Origin of the sequence: Oceanicaulis sp. (assembly GCF_965249665.1) — a bacterium.
Taxonomy (GTDB): Bacteria; Pseudomonadota; Alphaproteobacteria; order Caulobacterales; family Maricaulaceae; genus Oceanicaulis.
This window is the reverse complement of sequence record NZ_OZ252247.1, coordinates 975,864-996,693: the sequence shown is the minus strand read 5'-3', so window position 1 is coordinate 996,693 and position 20,830 is coordinate 975,864. Positions and strand designations below refer to the sequence as shown.

Here is a 20,830-nt window from a genome sequence, read left to right as displayed (position 1 = left end):
CGCGATTAGCGACTGAAGAACGTCGTCACATCCTGAATGACCGCCTTGCGCGCCGCCTGAACGATGGTTTCGCCTTTCTCCGGCGTCGCCTGGGCGGGATCAGACCCGATCCGGCCGTCGGCGAAGGTCTTGCGGTAATTGTCCGCATCGGTGAAGCGCCCATTGGGGGCGATCCTGGGCTCCATCACCACGTCTTTGACGTGCTCGGGATAGGCGTAATAGGTCACCGATACTTCAGAAGCGGTGGCGTGGCTGCCTTCGCCCACAGGAAACAGCGACCGGCAGACATCCATGACGCCGGGCAGGTCCCACCAGTTACGCTGTATCAGCTCATAAGGGCAGGCTTCGCCGTCAAACGACCAGTTGGAATAGCTTTCCGCAAACGCCGCGCCGATCGTCGCTATGTTTCCTCCATGGCCGTTGAGGAAATAGATCTTCTCAAAGCCGTGCCGGGCGAGGGAGTCGATCCAGTCATTGAGCGCTGCGATCATAGTGGTCGGCCGCAAGGTCATTGAGCCGGGAAAGCCCAGATGGTGCTGGGCGACGCCGACATTGAAGGTCGGCCCCACCAGAATGCCCGCTTCCGCGCCAGCTTCGCGCGCAATCACTTCCGGACAGATCGCATCCGTGCCGATCAAGCCGTTCGGCCCGTGCTGCTCGGTTGAGCCGATGGGAATGATGATGCCCTTTGAGGTCTTCAGATAGGCTTCGACCTCGGGCCAGGACGCGGTGTGCAACAGCATGGAGCAGACTCCGAACAGGATGATGCGTGAGACGACTGGATACCAGACGCCCTGGCTTCACAAGCGCGCGTAACACGTTTGTCTGTCTTGCGAGGGCGTGGCGCGTGACGCAATCCTAGGCAAAAGAATAATTCCGAGGGAGGAGCAGACCATGTCCGAGACCGTCATCGGAGTGCCGCAAAGCTTTGCGGACTCAAACATTAACGCCGAGCGCTACAAGGAAATGTATGCCCGCTCGATCAATGACCCGGACGCGTTTTGGGCCGATGAGGCCAAGCGTCTGGACTGGTACACGGAGCCGACCAAAATCTCGGATGTGTCCTTCGCCAAGGACAGCCTGCACATAAGCTGGTTCGAGGACGGCGTCCTCAATGTCAGCTATAACTGCATCGACCGGCACCTGCCCGAGCGCGCCAACAAGGTCGCGCTGATCTGGGAAGGGGATAATCCGGCCTTTCACCATTCCATCACCTACGCCCAGCTGCATAACCATGTGTGCCGCTTCGCCAACGAGCTCAAAAAGATCGGCGTCAAGAAAGGCGACCGGGTCACGCTCTACATGCCGATGATCCCAGAAGCCGCCTACGCCATGCTGGCCTGTACGCGCATTGGCGCGGTGCATTCAGTGGTGTTTGGCGGTTTCAGCCCCGATGCGCTGGCGGGCCGGATCAATGACTGCCAGTCCGAGTTCGTCGTCACCGCCGATCAGGGCGTGCGCGGGAACAAGGGCGTGCCGCTGAAAGCCAATGTGGACAAGGCGCTCGAGCAAGCGCCGGGCGTGAAGGCGGTCTTGTGCATCCGTCATACCGGCGCCCAGGTGCCTTGGGTGGAGGGGCGTGATTTCTGGCACCATGACCTGGCCCTGGAAGTGGACGCCAAGTGCGAGCCTGAGCCGATGAAGGCGGAAGACCCGCTGTTCATCCTCTACACCTCGGGCTCGACCGGAAAGCCCAAGGGCGTGCTGCACACCACGGGCGGGTATCTCGTCTGGGCCTCGATGACCCATGAATACACTTTTGATCATCGCGAAGACGATGTGTTCTGGTGCACCGCTGATGTGGGGTGGGTGACCGGTCACACCTATATCGTCTATGGCCCGCTCGCCAATGGCGCGACCTCCTTGATGTATGAGGGCGTGCCGACTTGGCCGGGACCGGATCGGTGCTGGCGGATCGTCGCCAAACACAAGGTCACGACCATCTACACCGCCCCCACCGCCATTCGCGCCCTGATGCGCGAAGGCGACGAGCCGGTCAGCAAGCATGACCGTTCCTCCTTGCGGCTTCTGGGCTCGGTCGGTGAGCCGATCAACCCCGAGGCCTGGCGCTGGTATTATGAGGTGGTGGGCGACAAACGCTGCCCGATCGTCGACACCTGGTGGCAGACCGAGACCGGCGGGCATCTGATCACGCCGCTGCCCGGCGCCCATGCCCTCAAGCCGGGGTCCGCCAGTTTCCCGATGTTCGGCGTGCAGCCGGCGCTGGTGGACGCGGAAGGCAATCGTCTGCCTGACGAGGGCGCGCAGGAGGGCAATCTGGTGCTGCTGGGCAGTTGGCCAGGCCAGATGCGGACGGTCTATGGCGATCATCAACGCTTCGTGGACACCTATTTCTCCACTTATGAAAACATGTACTTCACCGGCGACGGCGCCCGTCGCGACGCGGATGGATACTGGTGGATCACTGGCCGGGTGGATGATGTTCTGAATGTGTCGGGCCATCGCCTGGGCACCGCCGAGATCGAAAGCGCATTGGTGGCTCATGATCTGGTCGCTGAAGCGGCGGTGGTTGGCTATCCCCACGATGTCAAAGGCCAGGGTATTTACTGCTATGTCACGCTGGTGGCGGGGTTGGAGCCGACCAGCGAGACCGAGAAAACCCTTAAAACCCATGTGCGTCAGGAGATCGGACCGGTCGCCTCGCCGGATGTGATCCAGTTCTCGCCCGGCCTGCCCAAGACCCGGTCGGGCAAGATCATGCGCCGGATTTTACGCAAGATCGCCGAGGGCGAATACGACAAGCTCGGAGACACCTCCACGCTTGCTGATCCCGGCGTGGTCGACGATCTGATTGAAGGTCACAAGCTGGCCCTGATGTGACAGGGCCAGCGTCTGACTGTTAGCCGCGTGCGTCCATGATGGCGGTGTGCGCGGCTTTCCAGCCCTCCTCAGTGAGGAGAAGCACCAGATGCAAATGCGTGCGCCGCGCGGTTTCACCGGGATTGCGTGACAGGCCGCGGTTTCCATCCGTATACACATGGATCACGGCAGCGTCGTCGCCCATCAGGCGCATCGAGATGAGCTCCATATTCGCCGCTTCGGTGGCCGAGACTTGTGGGTCGAACTGCGGGAACAGGCGGTCTTCGAGAAACTGCTCCAGAGTGTCTGCATCCTGGAACATGCGGGCATAGGCGTTGATCCATTCTGTGTCGGCCGTGTGCAGCGCGGCAAGGGCGGCGCTGTCCTCGCGCGCCCAGGCGTCGCGATATGTCGCAAACCAGTCCGTGAGGGCGCGGTGTGCGGCGTCATTCTCAGCCAGGCCAAGCTCTCGATACGCCGGAATCTCGCGACGTTCCTGGGCTTGTGACTGTGGCGCCGACGCCATCAGCGCACAGAGCGCGATCAGGGTTGCGGTGAGCGTGGTTTTCATTGCAAGTCTCCAGAATTAGGTGTCATCACAGATCGCCTTGACACAGGCGATGACTGGTCGATGCCGCGCCCTGCGCCGTGAGAACAGGAGCTTGTCGTGAAATGTCCGCGATAGACGTGAACGGTCGCAGCGTGCCCGACTGGAGCGCCAACCCCTGGCATCGCAATGTCATTTTACTGACCGTGCTAAGCGTGTTCCTGGCGTTTGTTCTGACGCTTTCAGGCGCGTTTAACACCGATGATCTGGGCCTTGTGCACCGGCTCGGGCTCTGGCTCTTGGTGAGCGCGCTGATGGTCTTTCAGCCTGTCGGGTTGGAGCTTTTGTTCGCGCGCGCTCTGCCGCAGACCGCCGTCGGTCGCTGGTCAGGCAAAACGCTGGCGATGCTGGTCAGCATTCCGGTCATCGCCGTTGAGCTGCACATCCTGAAATTCACGCCCCTCCTGCCAAAGGCCCCCGATCCGTGGGTCGAGTTCATCCCCTTTGTCACGCCCCCGGTGCTCGCTATTGGGGGCTTTACGCTGGTGCTGCGCCTGATGTGGGAACGCGCCTTTTTAGGGGCGCAGCATATCACCGAGGGGACAACGCCTGCGTCTTACCCGTCGTCAGACGCCGTGGGCATTGAAACCGGTGTCTTGTGGCTGCGGGCGCGCGACCATTATCTTGAAATCATCACGGACCATGGGCGGCATTTCCGCCGGGACCGTCTGGCTGATTGGGTCGAGCGCCTGAACGAAGGGTCGGGATTGCAGGTTCATCGGTCCTGGTGGGTCGCAGACCGGGCCGTGTCTCATGCGATCCGGGACGGACGCGATTACAAGCTGGTCTTGTCGACGGGTGACCACGCGCCCGTCGCGCGCTCACGTCTAGACGGGGTCCGGGCCGCAGGATGGCTCGACCGCGTGAGCGCCGCTCAGGCGGATGCGGCGGCCTGACTGCGCTTGCGCGCCTGCGCCCCATGACCCCACTTCTCATATCCCTATAATCTGTAAGCGCGCCGGGGTCGCATCCCGCCGTGGTCGTCCTGTGTCTAGATACAGCGCATCAAAACCATAAGAACGGACGACCTCATGCGATATCTCCCCTATTGGGTCGGCGGCTTCATGCTGCTGCCCTTCGTGCTCTGGGCTGGTCTTTTCATGGCCTTTCCCGGTGACAAGCCCGGCATCACGGACGCGCCTTTGACCGCCTCTCTGGTCGCGGTCTCCCTGCCGCTGGTGCTGTTTCACTACATTGCCGGCCTGGGTTTTGTGGCCAATTCCATGGGCGGACGCGTCGGAGAAGTCCTGCCTGTCTGGGGGCCGGCGCGCTGGGTGCAGCGGGCCATGGCGCCCTTGACGGTGGTGCTGTCTGTGCTGGCGGTGGTTTTCCTCAAACAGTCGGGCGAGAGCTGGATTACGGCGCTGGCCGTGGGCCTGGGCGGTCTGGTGATGGCGGGCGTGATGGTGGCCGCGCGGCGGCCGACGCGTTCGGCCGTGCTGCATGTTCGGCCCGGCGAATGGCTCGACGGCGCCGTGATGGGCTTGGGTCGTCTTTTGCTGCATGTACCGGTTCTGGGCGGCCTGCTGCGCGAAGCGGGGCGCGATCCCCATCGCGGCGTGCCGCTCCTGCTTTTAAACCTGGCGCTATTGCTGGGGGTTCTGGTGGCGCTGTTTGGCTTCACCGTGCTGGTGATCCCCGCGCTCCTGGCCTTGCCGCTTGTGTTCTACGTGCTGCTGGTTCTGGCGTCCGGCTAGGCAAGTCTAGTCCGCCGGGCGCCCATCGGGCCCCGGCGGAACCTTGTTGAGATAGAGTGACAGATACGCTTCGAGCGCCTTTACCAGCTCGACGAACATTGTCTCGACGTCCGCAGGGTCGCGCATCTGAGCGCAACGCGTCTCGATGGACATGAATATTTCGACGGTGAACCGGCCAACCAGTTTGGGATCTCCGCCTGCAAATCCGTCCAATCCCTGCGTCCAGCGATCACTGAGCATTCCGGCCACCTGGTCGATCATCGCGGCCTTGGCGTCGCGCAATTCCTGGCTTGATTGCATCACCAGCAGCAGCTTCCAATAGCTGGGATTGTCCACCAGGAAGCCATGCAGCCGTGTGATGATCGATCCGGTCACCTCGCGCCAGTCATCCCATCCGGGTTGTGACTGGTCGAGGGCGTCCTCGATAACGGCGATGATCTCTTCGTTCAGGTCTTCAAACAGGTAGGCGAAGACCGCCGAGACATTCTTGAAATATCGATACACCGAGCTCACAGGCACGCCGGCGCGATCCGCGATCAGGTTTGTTGTAATCGCTTCCGCCTCCATCTCCTCCACCAGCGCCTCGGCGGCGGTCAGCAGGGCGTCGAGCCGCTGCCGCGCACGGCGTTGCTGGGGTTTGTCACGCAGCCGGGTTTGTCGCGGCGCTGTGTCATGGGCGGATGTTTCGGGCACGAGATGATCCTTGCTGATTGCCGTCAGTAACTAGTGCGGCTTGATCCGTTTTGCAAAATGAGAATAGTATTCTGTTTCCGAAACCGGACAGAGGGCAAAACCCCGCCGGTCTCTAGGGGGAGGAATGATTATGAAACATGCGCTCTTTTTCGGCGTATCCGCTGGCGTGCTCGCTCTGGCGGCGCCCCTGGCGCCGGCTCTGGCCCAGGAAGGCGTGTCCAATACAGGCGTGGACACGATCACCGTTACGGCGCAGCGACGCACGCAGGATATCCAGGACGTGCCGCTGGCGATTGAAGTGGTTACAGCGGAAAACATCGACGCGATCGCCGCGACCAATCTGAGCGATCTTGACCAGTTTGTGCCGGGTCTGAATGTCAGCGGCGGCAGTCCGACCCAGCCTCGTTTCGCCATTCGCGGCGTTTCCACATCCGATTTCGGCGTCGGGACAGACCCAGCCGTGGGCGTGTATGTGGACGGGATTTATGCGGCGCGTTCGGGCGCGTCCTTGCTGGCGTTCAATGATGTCAGCCGGGTTGAGGTGATCAAGGGGCCGCAAGGAACCTTGTTTGGCCGCAACTCGGCCGCGGGCGCCATTTCGATCACGTCCAATGCGCCTTCTGATGAGGTGGAGGCCGAGCTGGCCTTGCGGATGGGTGAAAACAATCTGCGGCGTTTTGAGGGACTGCTGAACATCCCCTTCGCCGAGGCGTTCGCCCTGCGCCTGAATATGGTGGTCAATAAACGCGATGGGCTTCTGACCGATGCGGCCACAGGCGAAGATTATGACCGCCAGGACAATTGGGCGGTGCGCGCGGCGGTCGGCTGGACCCCGACCGAGATGACTGATGTCATTTTCCGCTATACCCGTGAAAAGCTGGATGAGGATGCACGTCCCGCCATCGGCCTCACGCCGCTGCCTGCAGCGCCTGGTCGTCCCGCAGTGCCTGTGGATGTCTCTGTCCTGCTCAACCCGTTCGAGACGCCGATCTTGAATGATGTCTCACCGAATTTGGAACAGCGCGATCTGGACGAAGCGTCGATCCACATCACGCATGATTTCGGGGCTTTCACGCTGCAATCCATCTCCGCCTTCCGGTATTTTGAGACCTCCAACCGTCAGGATGAGGACGGCACCAACCGGATCGAGCTGTATTTCGACACCAATAATATCGAGCAGAACCAGAGCTGGTATCAGGAGTTCCGCCTGTCGGGCGCCAATGACCGCTTCGACTGGGTCGCAGGCGTCAGCTATTATGATGAGAACGCCACCCAGGTCAGCGAGACCGGCGCCTTCACCAATTCCATCGAAACCGCCTTGTTCAATCTGGGGGCGGGTACGCCGTTCAGTGACCTGGAAAACGGGCTGCTGATCCCGTTCGGCCTGCCGCAACGCCTTCTGGGGCATGAATGGACTGAGTCCATGCATAATCGCGGAGATTTCTCGGCCTTCGCCGTTTTCGCCGATGTGGAATGGCGTTTGACCGACCGGTTCTCGCTTATCGGCGGCGCGCGCTATACGCGCGATGAGAAGACGTTCTCCTGGCTCAATGGACCGCGGTTGGCGCCCGATTTCGATCAGGCGCTGGCTGAGCTGGACGCGCTGGGCGTGCTGGGCCTGGCGGGCGTCAGTCCGTCTGATTTCGGGTTTGATCTCGTCTTTGATCTGTCCGGCGCCGCCGGGCTTGCTTGTGATAACGGCGTGACCGTGGCCGAGGGCGTCCTGTGTGAACGCACTGACAGCTGGGATGATATCAGTCCGCGTCTGGTGGCGAACTTTAACGCCATGGACAATCTGTTGCTCTTTGCGTCCTACACCCAAGGCTACAAGGCAGGCGGCTATAACAGCGTCGAGGTCGGCTCACGTTTTGAAAACGAAGACGTGGACAATTTCGAAGCCGGTCTGAAATGGACGGCGCCTGATCGCTCAATGCGGCTCGCCGCCTCGATCTTCCACTATCTGTACAAAGACAAACAGGCTGTGCGACTGGTGGCCAATGTGGGCGGATCGGGCGTGCCGCAATATGTGGTGGAGACCAGTGACGAGACCGGAACCGGCGTGGACTTCCAGGTCGATTGGGCGCCGCTCGCAGGGTTCGAGGCCTATCTCAACCTGCAATATATTGACGTCACCTTTGACGAGCGGATCACCCGGTCGGGACTGGACCTGTCCGGCCAACCCACGGGCACCCCGGAATGGTCGATTTCGACGGGCGCCAGTCAGACCTGGGCGCTGCCAAATGGCTCTGAGGTCGAAGTGCTTGGCGCTTACGCATACACCAGCGAGAACCGCTGCAACGAGGAGGCTCGCCAGCAGCTCGGCTGTGCGGTTATCGCCGGCATTCAGAACGGCGAAGCCCAGCAGCGGCTCGACCTGCGGGCCTATTGGCGCGACAGCGCTGACCGGTTCCAGCTTGGCGCCTACGTCAACAATGTCTTTGATGAGCAATATCTCGACGGCGTCGGTAGTCTGACCGCGGACACGTTCGGTACGACGCACGCCCAGATCACTCCGCCGCGCATGTGGGGCGTGGATCTGCGGATCCGCTACTAAATCCGAAGAGGACGAAATCATGAAACAGTTCAAATCAATCCTGATCGCGACGAGCGTTCTCACTCTTGCGGCGTGCGGCGGTCCTGAGGACAGCCGGGATGTCTCGGGCTTTGACCGGGAATACCAGACCACGTTAATGAACGCGCTTCTGGACGCCCAGCCCGGCGACGTCATCGACATTCCAGCGGGTGAATTCATCATAGAGCGCGGGCTATCGCTGACCGTAGACAATGTCACCTTGCGCGGCGCGGGTATGGCCGAGACGGTGCTCTCCTTCGCTGATCAGCGCCAAGGCGCAGAAGGACTTCTGGTCTCAGGCGTGGACGGGTTCACGCTGGAAAACCTCGCCTTTGAGGACACGGTCGGGGATTCCATAAAAATCTCGGACTCCTCAGATGTGGTGATCCGCAATGTGCGTGTAGAATGGACGAATGGTCCGTCAACGGACAACGGCGCGTACGGCCTGTATCCGGTTCAGTCGACTAATGTGCTGATCGAGGGCGCGGTGGCGATCGGGGCGTCAGACGCCGGCATTTATGTGGGCCAGTCTGAAAACGTCATCGTTCGCAATTCACGCGCCGAATACAATGTTGCGGGGATCGAAATCGAGAACTGCAACAATGCCGACGTCTACAATAATGTGGCGACCAACAATACGGGCGGCATCCTGGTGTTCAACATGCCGAACCTGCCGCGTCCGGGCGCCGGAACGCGCATTTTCGACAATGACGTCTATGAGAACAACACCGCCAATTTCGGACATGCCGGCACGCCTGTCGCCAGTGTGCCTGCTGGCTCCGGCATTCTGATCAACTCCAATGACGATGTGGAGATTTTCAATAACCGGCTGCGCGATAATCGCACGGCCCATGTGATCATCTCCTCTCTCTACACGTCAGGGTATGCTGATATCGGAACCAGCGAGGCTTTTGATCCGTATCCGGAGCGCATCCATATTCACTCCAACAGCTATGAAGGCGGCGGCGGCAATCCTGACGGCCTTGAGCTGCAGGCTTTGCGCATCGCCTTGTTCGGCCCGACCGGTCGCATGCCTGGCGTGCTTTGGGATGGATATGTGGACCAGAACAAGATGGTGGACGGTTCATTGCCGGACGATCTGCGACTGTGCGTCAGAGACGCAGAGGTGCTGAACGCGGATGCGCCGAACGGGTTCTCCAGTCCGCAAGTCGCCGACGCCGCCTTGTTTGACTGCAGCCATGATCCGCGCCCCGCGGTGGAGCTGGACCTGTGATCAGACGGTTTGCCATAAGCCTGTGTGTGAGCGTCCTGTTGGCCGCTTGCGCACAGGAGGCGCCGCCCGCGCCGCCGCAGCCGAGCTATATTGCTGACGGGCGCCCAGAGGCCCTGTCTGACTGGGGCCAGCTGGCTGTAGGCGGTGGCGCGCTGGTTCTGGGCGACCAGGTGACGCCCTATACGCTCGCGACGGGACTGTTCACCGATTACGCCCAAAAACTGCGCACTGTCTGGATACCCGCCAGAGCCGGCCCGGCAGGGTATGATGCGGAGAACGCGTTTGATTTCCCCGTGGGCACGGTGATCACCAAGACCTTTTACTATCCGCGTGCTGAGGGTGGCTTTGAGCGCGTTCTCAAAGCCTCCGGGTCCGGGATGGCGCACTACGCGGATCGCCAGCTTGATCTGACTGCCGTGCGCCTGATCGAGACACGCGTGCTGGTGCATCGTGAGACAGGCTGGGAAACCTTGCCCTATGTCTGGAACGATGATCAGACCGAGGCGCGTCTGATGCGCGCCGGAGCCTTCGTGGACCTGACCCTCATCTCAGAAACGGGCGAGCAGGCGCTGGGCTATCTGGTGCCGAATGTGAACCAGTGCGCAGGCTGCCATGAGACCGACACGAGAGACGGTTTGGGGTCACGTCCCATCGGCCCCCGGGCGCGGCATATGAACACCGATTTTGAGTATTTTGACGGTGTGGCGAACCAGATTGACCAGTGGTCCGAGCTGGGCCTTCTGGCGGATGCGCCAGCGTCAGACGAGGCGCCGCGCAATGCGTCGTGGACTGGCGAGTTGCCGCTGGCGGGCGTCGCCCTTGATAATGCGGCACGCGCCTATCTCGACATCAATTGCTCTCATTGCCATTCCCGAACCGGCCCTGGCGATACGTCGGGCCTGTATCTGGAACCGTCTGAACCTGTGGGCCCGCATCTGGGGGTGTGCAAGCTGCCGATCGCGGCAGGTCGCGGTACGGGCAACCGCCGCTATGACATTGTGCCGGGCGCGTCAGAGGATTCTATTCTCAGCTATCGTCTGGCCAGCGTACAGGCTGATGTGATGATGCCCGAGCTTGGCCGAGCGCTGAGCCATGATGAGGGTGTGGCGTTGATCGCGGCCTGGATTGACGCGATGAGCGGCGGCTGCGCTTAAGCGTTCGGGGTTTAGGGCTTGGCGGGCGAGGCGGCATTGGGCAAAGTGCCCGAAGTCTTACCGCCCGCCCCGGAGCCGCCCATGATCATCCGTTCGCTTGTCCTGTGCGCCGCATCCGGCCTCGCCCTGACCGCTTGCGCCACCTCCGAGCCGGTGTGCCGTCCGGCGGAGATGAGCGAACGCGCGGCTTTTGGGGCCCTGGTCGCTCATGATGAAGCGCGCTTGGCGCAAATGATGGCGCAAGGCCCTGGGGCGGAGCAGGTGCGCACGCTGGACCCGCGCGTGGAAGCGCAGATTTTCGGTGTTCGCATGGGCGATGCAGCTGTTCGCACGGTGCTGATGCAGCCGCCGCTTTGCGTTGTGGACGGGCCGCAAAGCAATGGCGAGCGGATCAGCTATGTGTTCCCGCAAGCGCGGTTCCAGGCTTTGCAGAACCCTGATCTGGAGGGGTTGGAGCGCGGCCGACCGGGGCTCGATTCCATCGCGTGCCGGTACCGGCAAGGCCTAGATGGCTGGCGCCTGTCAGATGCATGTCTACAAACATTTGCGCCGGCGCCCTCCTCCAGCTGATCAAATCCGCGACTTTTCGTCCGCTGGGCGTCATTGGCGTTTTGGATACACTTGTCCTCCCATCCTGACAGGGAGGACAGACCGATGTCTTTGCACAAAGAACCGCTCTGGATCGCTGTTTTTGATGGCGGCCGGGCGAGGGTCTTTGAAAACACCGGCTCTCGCAGGGCGCCAGATCTGGTCATGCGAGCAGAGTTCGGGATCGACAATCCGCCCGATCGCGACCAGGCCCGTGACGCGCCGGGACGTCTTGCCGATGGCGCTGGCCGCAGCGGCGGAGCCGGACTGCCCAAGGGCGTGGCAATGGGCGCCTCGAGCATCGACCGTGCAAGCGCCCATGATCTGGCCGAGACCGCTTTTGTCAGCGATTTTATTCGACATCTGAACGCTGAAGCCGAAGCAGGGCGTTTTGGAGAATTGGTTATTTTGGCGGCGCCGCGCGCATTGGGCGTCGCTCGTCCTGTGATGGAGCCCGCTCTCACCGGCCGGATCATCGCGCAAGAGCCCAAGGATGTGGTGCGTGAATCCCAGTCTGTCATCGCCGAGCGGGTGGGCGCGATCCTCTTCCCCGATTGAGTGTTATGCTGAGACTATCCGTTCGAGATCCTCACCGAGGCAGAGGTGTGCGTCCGATTTTCCCGTGAGATGACATCAGGTGAAAGACGACATTCAGACGGCAAACAGGCTGCGCCTACAGAAGGACTTTGAAAGCTAAAGTCCATCTGCAGGCTGAGCGGAAAGTAGCGGCGTCTGGGATCAGGCCGCTGAATCGAGATCTGTGCGGAATTTGCCAAGTTCGTCTGACAAGTGCTGAGCAGCGGACCGCAGGCCTTCTGCAGCCTCGTCAAACTGACCCGCCGCCTGATTGGCGCGCTCCGCGGCGCCGGACACGGCGGTCACTTCGTCGCTGACCCGACCGGTGGACTGGGCTGCATCCGCCGCCAGGCGGGCGATCTCGTCGGTCGCGCTCGCCTGCTGGCTGAAGGCGTCTCGCGCACTGGAAGAGGCGTCGCGGATATCGCCAATGGTCGAACCGATCTGGTTCAACGCGGTGCTGGCGGATTCAGCAGCACTGCGCATGGCGTTGATCTTCTTGTGAATGTCCTCAGTCGCCTTGCCCGTCTGGTCGGCCAGTTCCTTCACTTCGCTGGCGACGACCGCAAAGCCTTTGCCGGCTTCGCCGGCACGGGCGGCTTCGATCGTGGCGTTCAATGCCAGCAGATTGGTTTGCTCGGCAATGTCGCTCACCAGCTTGGCGATGTCCTCGATTTCACGTGCGGCGGTATGCAGCTCCTGCATCGAGCCGTCCGCCCGGCCTGCTTCTGATTCTGCGCGGACAGAGATTTCGTCAGAGGTTTCCAGGGTGCGCGTCACTTCTGCGATGGACGCCGCCAGCTCCTGTGCGGCGGAGGCCACGGCCTCCACGTGTCCGCTGGTCTGGTGCGCCTGATCGGACGCAGAGCCGGCGCTGCTCGCAGTCGCGCCTGAATCGGTGCGCAATTGGCCCGCCAGCTCGCTCAACTCACCCGATGCGGTCTGCAGGCGATCGAGCACATGGCCGACGGTCTGCTCAAAGCTGTTGGCGATCTGAGAGATATTTTCGCGTGACTTTTCGCTTTGCGCCTGGCGTTCCTTATCGGCTTCAAACAACTGACGCGCCTGGATGTTGGCGGCTTCAGCTTCGGTGACCGCCTGATCGGAGTCCGTCAGCGCTTTCGCGACCGCATGAGCCAGCCAGATCAGAACGGCGGTTTCCGCCACAACGACGACCGCGTGGAAAATAACACGCAGCACATCGCCGCCACCGGGGAAGAGGGCGGAGGGCAGGATGAAATTCAGACCCAAATGATGCACGGCGGTGACGCCGGCGGCCGCGACCAGAGCGCGCCAATCACACAGCAAGGTGACCATTGCGAGGGCTGCGAAAAAGGTCATGTGCATGTCGATCTGCCACGCTGCCCCACCCATCAAATAGGTGAGCGCTGCAGGCAGGCCGACCATGCCAGCCCCGACGACCATGCGGCTGGAGACCTCTCGCGGCGCCGTTTTCCAGACAAAGGCGGAGAGGCCCGCGATCACGGCCAGCAGAATGCCCCCGAACAACGCTTTGCCACCGTCCGTGAACAACGCTTTGGCGAGGTAAACCGGGATGGCGGCGACCTGGATGCCGACCAGCACCATCATCGCTTTGGCTTGCAGAGCTTCAAGACGCGTCATTTAGGAGAATCCCCCAGTTTGAGATCCGCTGACGGAACATCCGCCTAAAATGATCGGATCCGCAATGATCCAGGCCCCGGCGGCGCGGAGCGCTTCGGGACTGGATGTTTCGGTGATGTTGACGATCAAGGCGCCGGGCGCTGCGCCAAACCGAACCAGCTCGGCGCCAGCATCCGCGATGCGCAAAAGTTGCTCAGACCGGCTCAGGCGCGGGTCGAGCAAGATCGCCGCCTGTCCCTGGTCAGGGGTATCCAGAAGGGCGCCCGTCACTGGAACCGTGGTGATCAGCGCGACCATCAGGCCCAGACAGAATTGTGGCAGGCGTTTCGCCATATGATCGCATTCCCTGAATTATTTCATTCAGAGATGCGGCAATTCTATTAAGCATTGGTTGAGGACTTATCCGATTCAACCCCAGGGTCCGCCATACTTCCCTTCAGAAGGGGTTTCGTCTGAATCTGTATTGCTCCAGGGCCCAAAATCGCCCCAGGGACCGCTGGCGGAGTTGGGCGCTGCGCCACCCATCCGCCGCAGTCGACTGATTCGATTGGCGGTGGCCGGGTGCGTCGAGAACAGATTATCGGCGCCCTGTCCGTTCAACGGATTGATGATGAACATATGGGCGGTTGCGGGATTGCGCTCGGCCGCGACGTTCATCGTCTGACGCGCACCGCGCTCGATCTTTTCAAGCGCTGAGGCGAGCCAAAGCGGATCGCCGCAAATCTCCGCGCCGCCTTTATCCGCCTCGTACTCCCGCGCCCTCGATATCGCCATTTGCACCAGGCCAGCCGCCATGGGCGCCAGGATCGCCAGCGCGAGCGCGCCTATGAAACCGCCGCGTTCCCGTCCGCCGCCAAAGAAGAGTGCGAAATTCGCCAGAAAGCCAATGGCGCCCGCCAGCGTCGCGGTCACCGTCATGGTCATGGTGTCGCGATTGCGCACATGGGCCAGCTCATGCGCCATCACGCCCATTACTTCCTGCCGATTCAGCGACGCGAGCAAGCCTGTGGTCGCCGCAACCGCGGCATTTTGAGGATCACGGCCCGTTGCAAAGGCGTTGGGCTGGTCAGAGGCGATCACGTAGATGCGCGGATAGGGCAGGCCCGCGCGATCCGCCATGCCGATCGTATCCGACGCGAACTGAAGCAAGACCGGATCACGTTCTTCAGGCGTGATCTCGCGCGCGCCATGCATGCGCAGCACCATCTTGTCTGCGTTCCAATAGGCGAACACATTCATGCCGGCCGCCAGAACCAGCGCAATCATTGCGCCGGCGGCGCCTCCGATCAAAAAGCCCACGCCCATGAACAAAGCGCTGAGCGCAGCGAGCAGAACGAAAGTGCGAAGCGTGTTAGCAGTCATTGATGGCGTCACCTGTCTTGGCGGAGCAGCCCCCGCGACTTAGGTAATTGGGCGTAGACAAGAAGGACTGCAAGAGATGAGCGATGCAGAAGCGCCCGAAAAAGAGGCTCCTCGCAAACCGCTGAGCGAGGCGGCGAAACGCGCCCTGGCCGAGGCCGAGGAACGCCGCCGTGAGGCGGAGGCGGAGGCCGAACGCGCCAAAGAGCTGGGCGGCCCCAAAGGACCCGAACCCACCCGGTTTGGTGATTGGGAGAAGAAGGGAATCACCTACGATTTTTAAGCGGTACCGTCTCCGCTTCATCACTGCGCCCTGTGTGCTATAATGAGACAATGAGCTGTTTTCTCGCCCTCGCCCTGATCGTCACCGATCCCGCGCCCTTGTTGGGCGGACCACAGGATGCGCACGTTCAATCCCGCGTCCTGCAGGCACGTCATGAAAGCGTTTCCACCTATCAGGCTTCAGCCTATGGCGATCAGACGCGCGCCCTGACCGCGCCGAACCGCGCCCCTGATCGCGTGAAAGCGGGTGATCCGATCCGGCTGGAGGCGGGGTTCTTTCACGGCCCGCTGACCGGCGGCGTCGAGCAGGCCCCGCCGCGGATCATCGTGGTGCGCACCCATCACCGCCATCACGGGACCGGGCGCCGCGCGTACTAAACTGCCCTGATTGTCTGACGGCTTGCGCTCAATGCAGGCGACACCGTCGCTTTTCCGAATCAGATAATTTTCCTATACTGGCGATATGATCGGATTTATCGCCCTTGCTGCGAGCATGCATGCCACTCTGCACCTTCAAGGTGCAAACCAGATTGCCGGCCCTGTCAGCGCAGAACTCGTCGAAGTGATCGATGGCGACACGATTGCGGTCAGGGCGCATATCTGGCCGGGGCATTTTGTGGAGACGCGGGTGCGTCTTGAAGGCGTGGACACGCCGGAAACCCGCCGGCCTGACTGCGAGGCCGAACGCGCTGCGGGCCATGAAGCGACCGCCTTTACGCGCGCCTGGCTGTCTGCACGGTCTGACATCCAGCTCTATGATGTGCGTTTGGGAAGTTTTGCGGGTCGGGTGATCGCGGACATGCATGCGTCAGTAAATGCCGATGCAGAACTTGAGAGCTTGTCGGACGCCTTGCTGGCCGCGGATCTGGCGGCGCCCTATGGCGAAGACGGCCCCTGGTGCCGCTCCACGCGAGTCAGCGGTCCAGTGCAATCGCGCCCACGTTAGGCGCCTCATCTGTTCCAAGCGCGTTCGTGAACCGTATAAGCGATCGTCTGTACGGCTGGTTCGATCAGACCGATCGCCAGCGCCGCTTTCCAGTTCTGCGTCAGCGCATAGGCCACGCCAATCGCGACGATCAGATGCATCACGCCATAGGTGAACGGTTTCAGGGCGCGCACCGGCAGGTCAAAGGGCAGGGCGCTTCGGGGGATGGATTGCAAAATCTCGGTCATCACAGGCTTCCTTTTGCGAGTCATTCGCAAGAAGGAAAATAGGGAGCCGGCTTTCATTTGTCATATGAATGCTTCTGATCCGACGGATCGAAAAAGCCTATGACTAACCTGGCGTGCTCTGGACAGATCCGTTGTCATTGAGCGCCAGGACCTGTCCAGCCAGATATAGCGAGCCGCAGATCACCACACGGGCGCCGGGATAATCGCTGATGGCGTCGCGCACGGCTTCTGTAAGGTTTGAGGCGGTCTGGGCGGGCAGACCCGCAAGGCGGGCGGCCTCTGCGACCTCGCCCGGTGTTTGCGCGCCTTCGCGCCCGCCCTGGAAATCAATGGCGATGACGCGGGCGGCGAGGCCTTCGAAATACGCCAGAAATCCAGCGGCGTCCTTGTTCCTGGAGAAGGCGCAGATCAGCACCAGCGGGCGTTCACGCCCGGCTTCCATCTCCCCCAGGCTGGCGGCGAGAGATTCTGCCGCGGAGAGGTTATGCCCGCCATCCAGCCAGAGCGCGCCTTCGCCTTCTGACACGATATCGGCCAACGGGCCCTCGGTCAGCCGTTGCAGGCGTGCGGGCCATCGTGCCGTCGCGAGCCCTGTACTGACCGCTTCGGGGTCATACCCGCACATGCGTGCGGCCGCGGCGGCGACGCCCGCATTGATGATCTGATGCGACCCGGCAAGGCTGGGCGAGTTGAGATCCCACAACTCGTCCTCGGCTTCGAAGACCAGCCGGCCATGTTCGGTATAGGCGCGGAAATCTTGCTCCCAGATCGACACCGGCGCCTTGAGGCGTTCGGCGGCCCGGCGGATCACAGCCTCGGCGTCAGGCGTTTGCGGTCCGATGATCACCGGCGCGCCCGACTTGATGATCCCGGCTTTCTCGGCGGCGATCTCCGCAATCGTATCGCCCAGAAAATCCTGATGATCGAGGCTGACCGGCGTGATCACGGTGCATTGGGGCTTGGGCAGAACATTGGTGGCGTCCACGCGCCCGCCCAGTCCGACCTCCAGGATCAGCCGGTTTGCGGGGGTTTCGGAAAACAGCAAGAAGGCCGCCGCCGTCGTGATCTCGAAAAAGGTAATCGGGTGATCGCCATTGGCGGCTTCACAGCGCGCAAACGCGTCTTCCAGCCGGGCGTCGTCGACGCTTTCGCCCGCCAGAACAATGCGTTCGTTAAAGCGCACCAGATGCGGAGAAGTGTAGACATGGCAGCGCTCGCCCGCCGCCTCTGAAATGGCTTTCAGAAACGCACAGGTCGACCCTTTGCCATTGGTCCCGGCCACATGGATGACGGGCGGGAGGCGGTCCTGGGGACGCCCGAGCGCGTCAAGCAGCCGTTCGATGCGGCCCAGCGACAAATCGATCTTTTTGGGGTGCAGGCGTGAGAGGCGTTGCAGCGCCGCCTCAATGGTTTCAGCGGTCGCCATATCTGCCTCTCCGCTAGTCGGCGCGCGCCGGAGTGTTCTCTGCGGCGGCCGGGCGTTTCAGGAGGGTCCGCATCAGATTGCCCAGCACGGTGCGCAGCTCGTGACGGTGTACGACCTTGTCCACCATGCCCTTGTCCAGAAGGTATTCCGCCCGCTGGAACCCTTCGGGCAGTTTCTCGCGGATGGTCTGTTCGATCACGCGCGGACCGGCAAAACCAATAAGGGCGCCGGGTTCTGCGATCTGCACATCGCCCAGCATGGCGTAAGACGCGGTGACGCCGCCCGTGGTCGGGTCGGTGAGGACCACGAGATAGGGCAGCTTGGCGTCTTTGAGCATCTGAACGCCCAGGGTGGTGCGCGGCATCTGCATCAGCGACAGGGCGCCTTCCTGCATGCGCGCGCCGCCTGCGGCGGTGAACACCACCAGAGGCGTGCGGCGCTCAACAGCGGTTTCGCAGGCTTTCAGGAAGCCTTCGCCTGCGCCCATGCCCAGCGATCCGCCCATGAAGGAGAAGTCCTGGACGAGAACCGTGGTTTCAATGGATTTGATCGAGCCGACGCCGATCGCCATCGCGTCTTCGCGCCCGGTTTTCTTGCGGGCGGCGGCGAGGCGGCTGGTATAGGGCTTGTCGTCCTTGAATTTCAGCGGGTCCTTGGCGACCTCAGGCAGATCCACTTCGGTGTAATCGCCATCAAACGTGTATTTGAAGCGCAGGGCCGGGCCGATGCGCATATGGTGGCCGGCCGGTGTGACATGCTGGGCGGCTTCGAGATCCTTGTTAAAGACCATCTCGCCCGAAATCGGACACTTCACCCAGAGATTTTCCGGGGTGTCGCGTTTTTCGAACATTTTCTGGACGCCCGGCGGGGTCAGTTTCTGAAGCCAGCTCATATCGCGTCACACCTCTTCACACGTTTCTTCTGCGCCCGGCAGAGCCGCTTGATCCGCTAGCGGGCGGAATGGGTGGCGTCCGCCAGGGATCCGGCGAGATGCAAGGCCTGGTCCACACCCTTGCTCGCCAGTTCCTCGACAATCGCAGACCCGACCACGACCGCATCCGCGACCTTGCCGATCTCAGCGGCGCGCTCGGGCGTCTTGACGCCAAAGCCCACCGCCACCGGCAAACCTGACGCCGCACGCACTCGCTCCACAGCCGCCGAAATATCTCCGGTCGCGCCTGATCCAGCGCCGGTCACGCCCGTTGTCGATACGTAATAAACAAATCCGGACGTGTGCGCGACCACTTGCGGCAGACGCTTGTCGTCGGTGGTGGGCGCGGCAAGGCGCACAAAGGACAGGCCGTTCGCATCCAGAGCCGAACGGAACTCGGCATCTTCCTCGGGCGGGATGTCCACACAGATCACCCCGTCCGCACCCGCGGCCGCCGCGTCAGCAGCGAACTCAGCATAGCCGTACGAGAAGAACGGATTGGCGTAGCCCATCAGCACCACGGGTGTGTCGGCATGGGTTTCGCGGAAGCGTTTGACGATCCCCAGCACGCCACGAAGCGTCATGCCGCCGTCTAGCGCGCGGATCGCGGCCCGCTGGATGGTCGGCCCGTCGGCCATGGGATCGGTGAAGGGCACGCCCAATTCGATGACGTCCGCGCCGGTGTCGGCGAGGCCCTGCATCATCTTGAGCGTGGTGTCCGCATCAGGATCACCCGCCATGACATAGGCGATGAAGCCGGCGCGGTTGGCGGATTTCAAGGCGGCGAAGGTGGGGGCGAGGCGGGTCATGGTCTTAAAGCTCCACACCGAGCGCTTCGGCGACGGAGAACACGTCCTTGTCGCCGCGGCCGCACATATTCATCAAGATGACGCCGTCCTTGCCCAGCTCTTTCGCAAGATCGCGCACGCGAGCCAGCGCGTGGGCGGGTTCAAGGGCGGGGATGATGCCCTCTTTCTGCGAGCAGAGCTGGAACATCTCCAGCGCCTCGGCGTCCGTCGCGGAGCGGTATTCCGCCCGTCCCACATCATGCAGGAAGGCGTGTTCCGGGCCGATGCCGGGATAATCGAGCCCTGCGGAGATGGAATGGCCTTCGGTGATCTGGCCGTCCTCGTCCTGCAACAGATAGGTCTTGTTGCCGTGCAAAATGCCCGGGCGGCCGCCATTGAGGCTCGCTGCGTGATCAGGGGTATCGAGGCCCTTGCCGGCGGCTTCCACGCCGATCAGGCGCACATCTTCATCTTCCAGGAAAGGATGGAACAGGCCCATGGCGTTCGAGCCGCCGCCAATACAGGCGACTGCGGCGTCAGGCAGGCGCCCGATGCGCTCGAGCATCTGTTCGCGGGCTTCGCGGCCGATGACGGACTGAAAATCGCGCACCATGGCCGGATAGGGGTGCGGTCCCGCCACCGTGCCGATGACGTAGAAGGTCTCGTCAGGATAGGTGACCCAGTCGCGCAGCGCCTCGTTCATGGCGTCTTTCAGCGTGCCGCGCCCGGAGGTGACGGCATGGATCTTCGCGCCCAGAAGATTCATGCGGAAGACATTGGGCTTTTGCCGCTCGACGTCGGTGGCGCCCATGAAGACTTCACACGGCAGCCCGAAGCGCGCCGCAACGGTCGCGGTCGCCACGCCATGCTGGCCAGCGCCGGTCTCTGCGATGATACGGGTCTTGCCCATGCGTTTGGCCAAGAGGACCTGACCCAGGCAGTTATTGATCTTGTGCGCGCCGGTATGGTTGAGCTCGTCGCGTTTGAACCAGATTTTCGCTCCGCCAAATTCCTCGGTCAGGCGCTCGGCGAAATAGAGCGGGCTGGGACGGCCCACGAAATCCCGGCTGAATTCCTCGAACTCGGCGATGAAATCGGGATCGGTCTTGTAGTGCTCATACGCCTCCTGCAGCGCCAGAATGTTCGGCATCAGCGTTTCGGCCACATAGCGGCCGCCGAACTGTCCGAAACGGCCCTCCGCATCAGGCTGTTGGGAGAAGGCGTTGGGTTGGGTCATGACAGCGGTCTTTCACGACGCTCAGGGGCGCGAGGCGCGCAGCCCTGACAGGTTCTAAAGGTCAGCCTCA

At 62.0% G+C, this 20,830-nt stretch carries 22 protein-coding genes; 11 read left to right on the top strand and 11 right to left on the bottom strand.

The window, feature by feature from the left end; genetic code table 11:
- Positions 1-5: 5 nt before the first annotated feature.
- The gene (locus ACP154_RS04640) at positions 6-743 is read right to left on the bottom strand and encodes a creatininase family protein (RefSeq protein WP_421856168.1); all 738 of its coding nucleotides are present in this window, start codon (positions 741-743) and stop codon (positions 6-8) included.
- 151 nt (positions 744-894) lie between these two features.
- On the opposite strand from ACP154_RS04640, the gene acs reads away from it, so the two are divergent.
- Positions 895-2,841, top strand: coding sequence for an acetate--CoA ligase (gene acs / locus ACP154_RS04635; protein WP_133724290.1), 1,947 nt, complete (start codon positions 895-897; stop codon positions 2,839-2,841).
- Between the two features lie 19 nt (positions 2,842-2,860).
- Here acs and ACP154_RS04630 read toward each other — a convergent pair whose 3' ends face one another.
- The gene (locus tag ACP154_RS04630) at positions 2,861-3,391 is read right to left on the bottom strand and encodes a nuclear transport factor 2 family protein (protein WP_133724289.1); all 531 of its coding nucleotides are present in this window, start codon (positions 3,389-3,391) and stop codon (positions 2,861-2,863) included.
- A 101-nt stretch (positions 3,392-3,492) separates the two neighbouring features.
- On the opposite strand from ACP154_RS04630, the gene ACP154_RS04625 reads away from it, so the two are divergent.
- Together ACP154_RS04625 and ACP154_RS04620 are read left to right on the top strand one after the other, a co-directional pair.
- Positions 3,493-4,323: a LytTR family DNA-binding domain-containing protein gene (locus ACP154_RS04625; RefSeq protein WP_421856172.1), complete on the top strand. Its 831-nt coding sequence runs from the start codon at positions 3,493-3,495 to the stop codon at positions 4,321-4,323.
- Positions 4,324-4,458: 135 nt separating this feature from the next.
- Complete coding sequence (locus ACP154_RS04620; protein ID WP_421856175.1) at positions 4,459-5,124, top strand: hypothetical protein; 666 nt, start codon at positions 4,459-4,461, stop codon at positions 5,122-5,124.
- A 6-nt stretch (positions 5,125-5,130) separates the two neighbouring features.
- Here ACP154_RS04620 and ACP154_RS04615 read toward each other — a convergent pair whose 3' ends face one another.
- Positions 5,131-5,817, bottom strand: a complete 687-nt coding sequence (locus ACP154_RS04615) for a TetR/AcrR family transcriptional regulator (RefSeq protein WP_421856178.1) — start codon at positions 5,815-5,817, stop codon at positions 5,131-5,133.
- A gap of 130 nt (positions 5,818-5,947) precedes the next feature.
- Here ACP154_RS04615 and ACP154_RS04610 point away from each other — a divergent pair, with 130 nt between their 5' ends.
- From ACP154_RS04610 to ACP154_RS04590, 5 genes are all read left to right on the top strand, one after another.
- Positions 5,948-8,371: a TonB-dependent receptor gene (locus tag ACP154_RS04610; RefSeq protein WP_421856181.1), complete on the top strand. Its 2,424-nt coding sequence runs from the start codon at positions 5,948-5,950 to the stop codon at positions 8,369-8,371.
- A gap of 19 nt (positions 8,372-8,390) precedes the next feature.
- On the top strand, positions 8,391-9,623 hold the full coding sequence (locus ACP154_RS04605) for a parallel beta-helix domain-containing protein (RefSeq protein ID WP_421856184.1): 1,233 nt from the start codon (positions 8,391-8,393) through the stop codon (positions 9,621-9,623).
- Between the two features lie 26 nt (positions 9,624-9,649).
- The gene (locus tag ACP154_RS04600; protein WP_421856187.1) at positions 9,650-10,777 is read left to right on the top strand and encodes an SO2930 family diheme c-type cytochrome; all 1,128 of its coding nucleotides are present in this window, start codon (positions 9,650-9,652) and stop codon (positions 10,775-10,777) included.
- Between the two features lie 81 nt (positions 10,778-10,858).
- Positions 10,859-11,347, top strand: coding sequence for a hypothetical protein (locus tag ACP154_RS04595; RefSeq protein ID WP_421856189.1), 489 nt, complete (start codon positions 10,859-10,861; stop codon positions 11,345-11,347).
- An 84-nt stretch (positions 11,348-11,431) separates the two neighbouring features.
- Positions 11,432-11,923: a host attachment protein gene (locus tag ACP154_RS04590; RefSeq protein WP_421856191.1), complete on the top strand. Its 492-nt coding sequence runs from the start codon at positions 11,432-11,434 to the stop codon at positions 11,921-11,923.
- Between the two features lie 180 nt (positions 11,924-12,103).
- Here ACP154_RS04590 and ACP154_RS04585 read toward each other — a convergent pair whose 3' ends face one another.
- From ACP154_RS04585 to htpX, 3 genes are all read right to left on the bottom strand, one after another.
- On the bottom strand, positions 12,104-13,564 hold the full coding sequence (locus ACP154_RS04585) for a methyl-accepting chemotaxis protein (protein WP_421856194.1): 1,461 nt from the start codon (positions 13,562-13,564) through the stop codon (positions 12,104-12,106).
- Positions 13,565-13,897 carry a hypothetical protein gene (locus ACP154_RS04580; protein WP_421856197.1) on the bottom strand — a complete coding sequence of 111 codons (333 nt, stop codon included), beginning with the start codon at positions 13,895-13,897 and terminating at the stop codon, positions 13,565-13,567.
- A 75-nt stretch (positions 13,898-13,972) separates the two neighbouring features.
- Positions 13,973-14,926: a zinc metalloprotease HtpX gene (gene htpX / locus ACP154_RS04575; protein ID WP_421856200.1), complete on the bottom strand. Its 954-nt coding sequence runs from the start codon at positions 14,924-14,926 to the stop codon at positions 13,973-13,975.
- Between the two features lie 76 nt (positions 14,927-15,002).
- On the opposite strand from htpX, the gene ACP154_RS04570 reads away from it, so the two are divergent.
- The 3 genes from ACP154_RS04570 (at position 15,003) to ACP154_RS04560 (ending at position 16,151) form a co-directional block, all read left to right on the top strand.
- The gene (locus tag ACP154_RS04570; protein ID WP_107711852.1) at positions 15,003-15,206 is read left to right on the top strand and encodes a DUF1674 domain-containing protein; all 204 of its coding nucleotides are present in this window, start codon (positions 15,003-15,005) and stop codon (positions 15,204-15,206) included.
- Between the two features lie 50 nt (positions 15,207-15,256).
- Complete coding sequence (locus ACP154_RS04565; protein ID WP_421856203.1) at positions 15,257-15,583, top strand: hypothetical protein; 327 nt, start codon at positions 15,257-15,259, stop codon at positions 15,581-15,583.
- An 85-nt stretch (positions 15,584-15,668) separates the two neighbouring features.
- Entirely contained in the window at positions 15,669-16,151 is a 483-nt protein-coding gene (locus ACP154_RS04560) for a thermonuclease family protein (protein ID WP_424993769.1), read from the top strand.
- Between the two features lie 5 nt (positions 16,152-16,156).
- Here ACP154_RS04560 and ACP154_RS04555 read toward each other — a convergent pair whose 3' ends face one another.
- The 5 genes from ACP154_RS04555 to trpB all read right to left on the bottom strand — a co-directional run bounded on the left by ACP154_RS04555 (position 16,157) and on the right by trpB (position 20,760).
- Entirely contained in the window at positions 16,157-16,378 is a 222-nt protein-coding gene (locus ACP154_RS04555; RefSeq protein ID WP_421856209.1) for a DUF2061 domain-containing protein, read from the bottom strand.
- Between the two features lie 103 nt (positions 16,379-16,481).
- On the bottom strand, positions 16,482-17,804 hold the full coding sequence (locus tag ACP154_RS04550; RefSeq protein WP_421856212.1) for a bifunctional folylpolyglutamate synthase/dihydrofolate synthase: 1,323 nt from the start codon (positions 17,802-17,804) through the stop codon (positions 16,482-16,484).
- A gap of 13 nt (positions 17,805-17,817) precedes the next feature.
- Positions 17,818-18,696, bottom strand: a complete 879-nt coding sequence (locus tag ACP154_RS04545; RefSeq protein ID WP_107711848.1) for a carboxyl transferase domain-containing protein — start codon at positions 18,694-18,696, stop codon at positions 17,818-17,820.
- Positions 18,697-18,752: 56 nt separating this feature from the next.
- Positions 18,753-19,544, bottom strand: a complete 792-nt coding sequence (gene trpA / locus ACP154_RS04540) for a tryptophan synthase subunit alpha (RefSeq protein ID WP_421856216.1) — start codon at positions 19,542-19,544, stop codon at positions 18,753-18,755.
- Between the two features lie 4 nt (positions 19,545-19,548).
- Entirely contained in the window at positions 19,549-20,760 is a 1,212-nt protein-coding gene (gene trpB / locus ACP154_RS04535; RefSeq protein ID WP_107711846.1) for a tryptophan synthase subunit beta, read from the bottom strand.
- Between the last annotated feature and the right edge of the window lie 70 nt (positions 20,761-20,830).

Coding starts and splice junctions, on each gene's coding strand:
- ACP154_RS04595 (WP_421856189.1), top strand. CDS start 10,859: ATGATCATCCGTTCGCTTGTCCTGTGCGCCGCATCCGGCCTCGCCCTG.
- ACP154_RS04605 (WP_421856184.1), top strand. CDS start 8,391: ATGAAACAGTTCAAATCAATCCTGATCGCGACGAGCGTTCTCACTCTT.
- ACP154_RS04610 (WP_421856181.1), top strand. CDS start 5,948: ATGAAACATGCGCTCTTTTTCGGCGTATCCGCTGGCGTGCTCGCTCTG.
- ACP154_RS04630 (WP_133724289.1), bottom strand. CDS start 3,391: ATGAAAACCACGCTCACCGCAACCCTGATCGCGCTCTGTGCGCTGATG.
- ACP154_RS04625 (WP_421856172.1), top strand. CDS start 3,493: ATGTCCGCGATAGACGTGAACGGTCGCAGCGTGCCCGACTGGAGCGCC.
- ACP154_RS04560 (WP_424993769.1), top strand. CDS start 15,669: ATGATCGGATTTATCGCCCTTGCTGCGAGCATGCATGCCACTCTGCAC.
- ACP154_RS04545 (WP_107711848.1), bottom strand. CDS start 18,696: ATGAGCTGGCTTCAGAAACTGACCCCGCCGGGCGTCCAGAAAATGTTC.
- ACP154_RS04620 (WP_421856175.1), top strand. CDS start 4,459: ATGCGATATCTCCCCTATTGGGTCGGCGGCTTCATGCTGCTGCCCTTC.
- ACP154_RS04570 (WP_107711852.1), top strand. CDS start 15,003: ATGAGCGATGCAGAAGCGCCCGAAAAAGAGGCTCCTCGCAAACCGCTG.
- ACP154_RS04555 (WP_421856209.1), bottom strand. CDS start 16,378: ATGACCGAGATTTTGCAATCCATCCCCCGAAGCGCCCTGCCCTTTGAC.
- ACP154_RS04580 (WP_421856197.1), bottom strand. CDS start 13,897: ATGGCGAAACGCCTGCCACAATTCTGTCTGGGCCTGATGGTCGCGCTG.
- ACP154_RS04640 (WP_421856168.1), bottom strand. CDS start 743: ATGCTGTTGCACACCGCGTCCTGGCCCGAGGTCGAAGCCTATCTGAAG.
- htpX (WP_421856200.1), bottom strand. CDS start 14,926: ATGACTGCTAACACGCTTCGCACTTTCGTTCTGCTCGCTGCGCTCAGC.
- acs (WP_133724290.1), top strand. CDS start 895: ATGTCCGAGACCGTCATCGGAGTGCCGCAAAGCTTTGCGGACTCAAAC.
- ACP154_RS04585 (WP_421856194.1), bottom strand. CDS start 13,564: ATGACGCGTCTTGAAGCTCTGCAAGCCAAAGCGATGATGGTGCTGGTC.
- trpA (WP_421856216.1), bottom strand. CDS start 19,544: ATGACCCGCCTCGCCCCCACCTTCGCCGCCTTGAAATCCGCCAACCGC.
- ACP154_RS04550 (WP_421856212.1), bottom strand. CDS start 17,804: ATGGCGACCGCTGAAACCATTGAGGCGGCGCTGCAACGCCTCTCACGC.
- ACP154_RS04565 (WP_421856203.1), top strand. CDS start 15,257: ATGAGCTGTTTTCTCGCCCTCGCCCTGATCGTCACCGATCCCGCGCCC.
- trpB (WP_107711846.1), bottom strand. CDS start 20,760: ATGACCCAACCCAACGCCTTCTCCCAACAGCCTGATGCGGAGGGCCGT.
- ACP154_RS04590 (WP_421856191.1), top strand. CDS start 11,432: ATGTCTTTGCACAAAGAACCGCTCTGGATCGCTGTTTTTGATGGCGGC.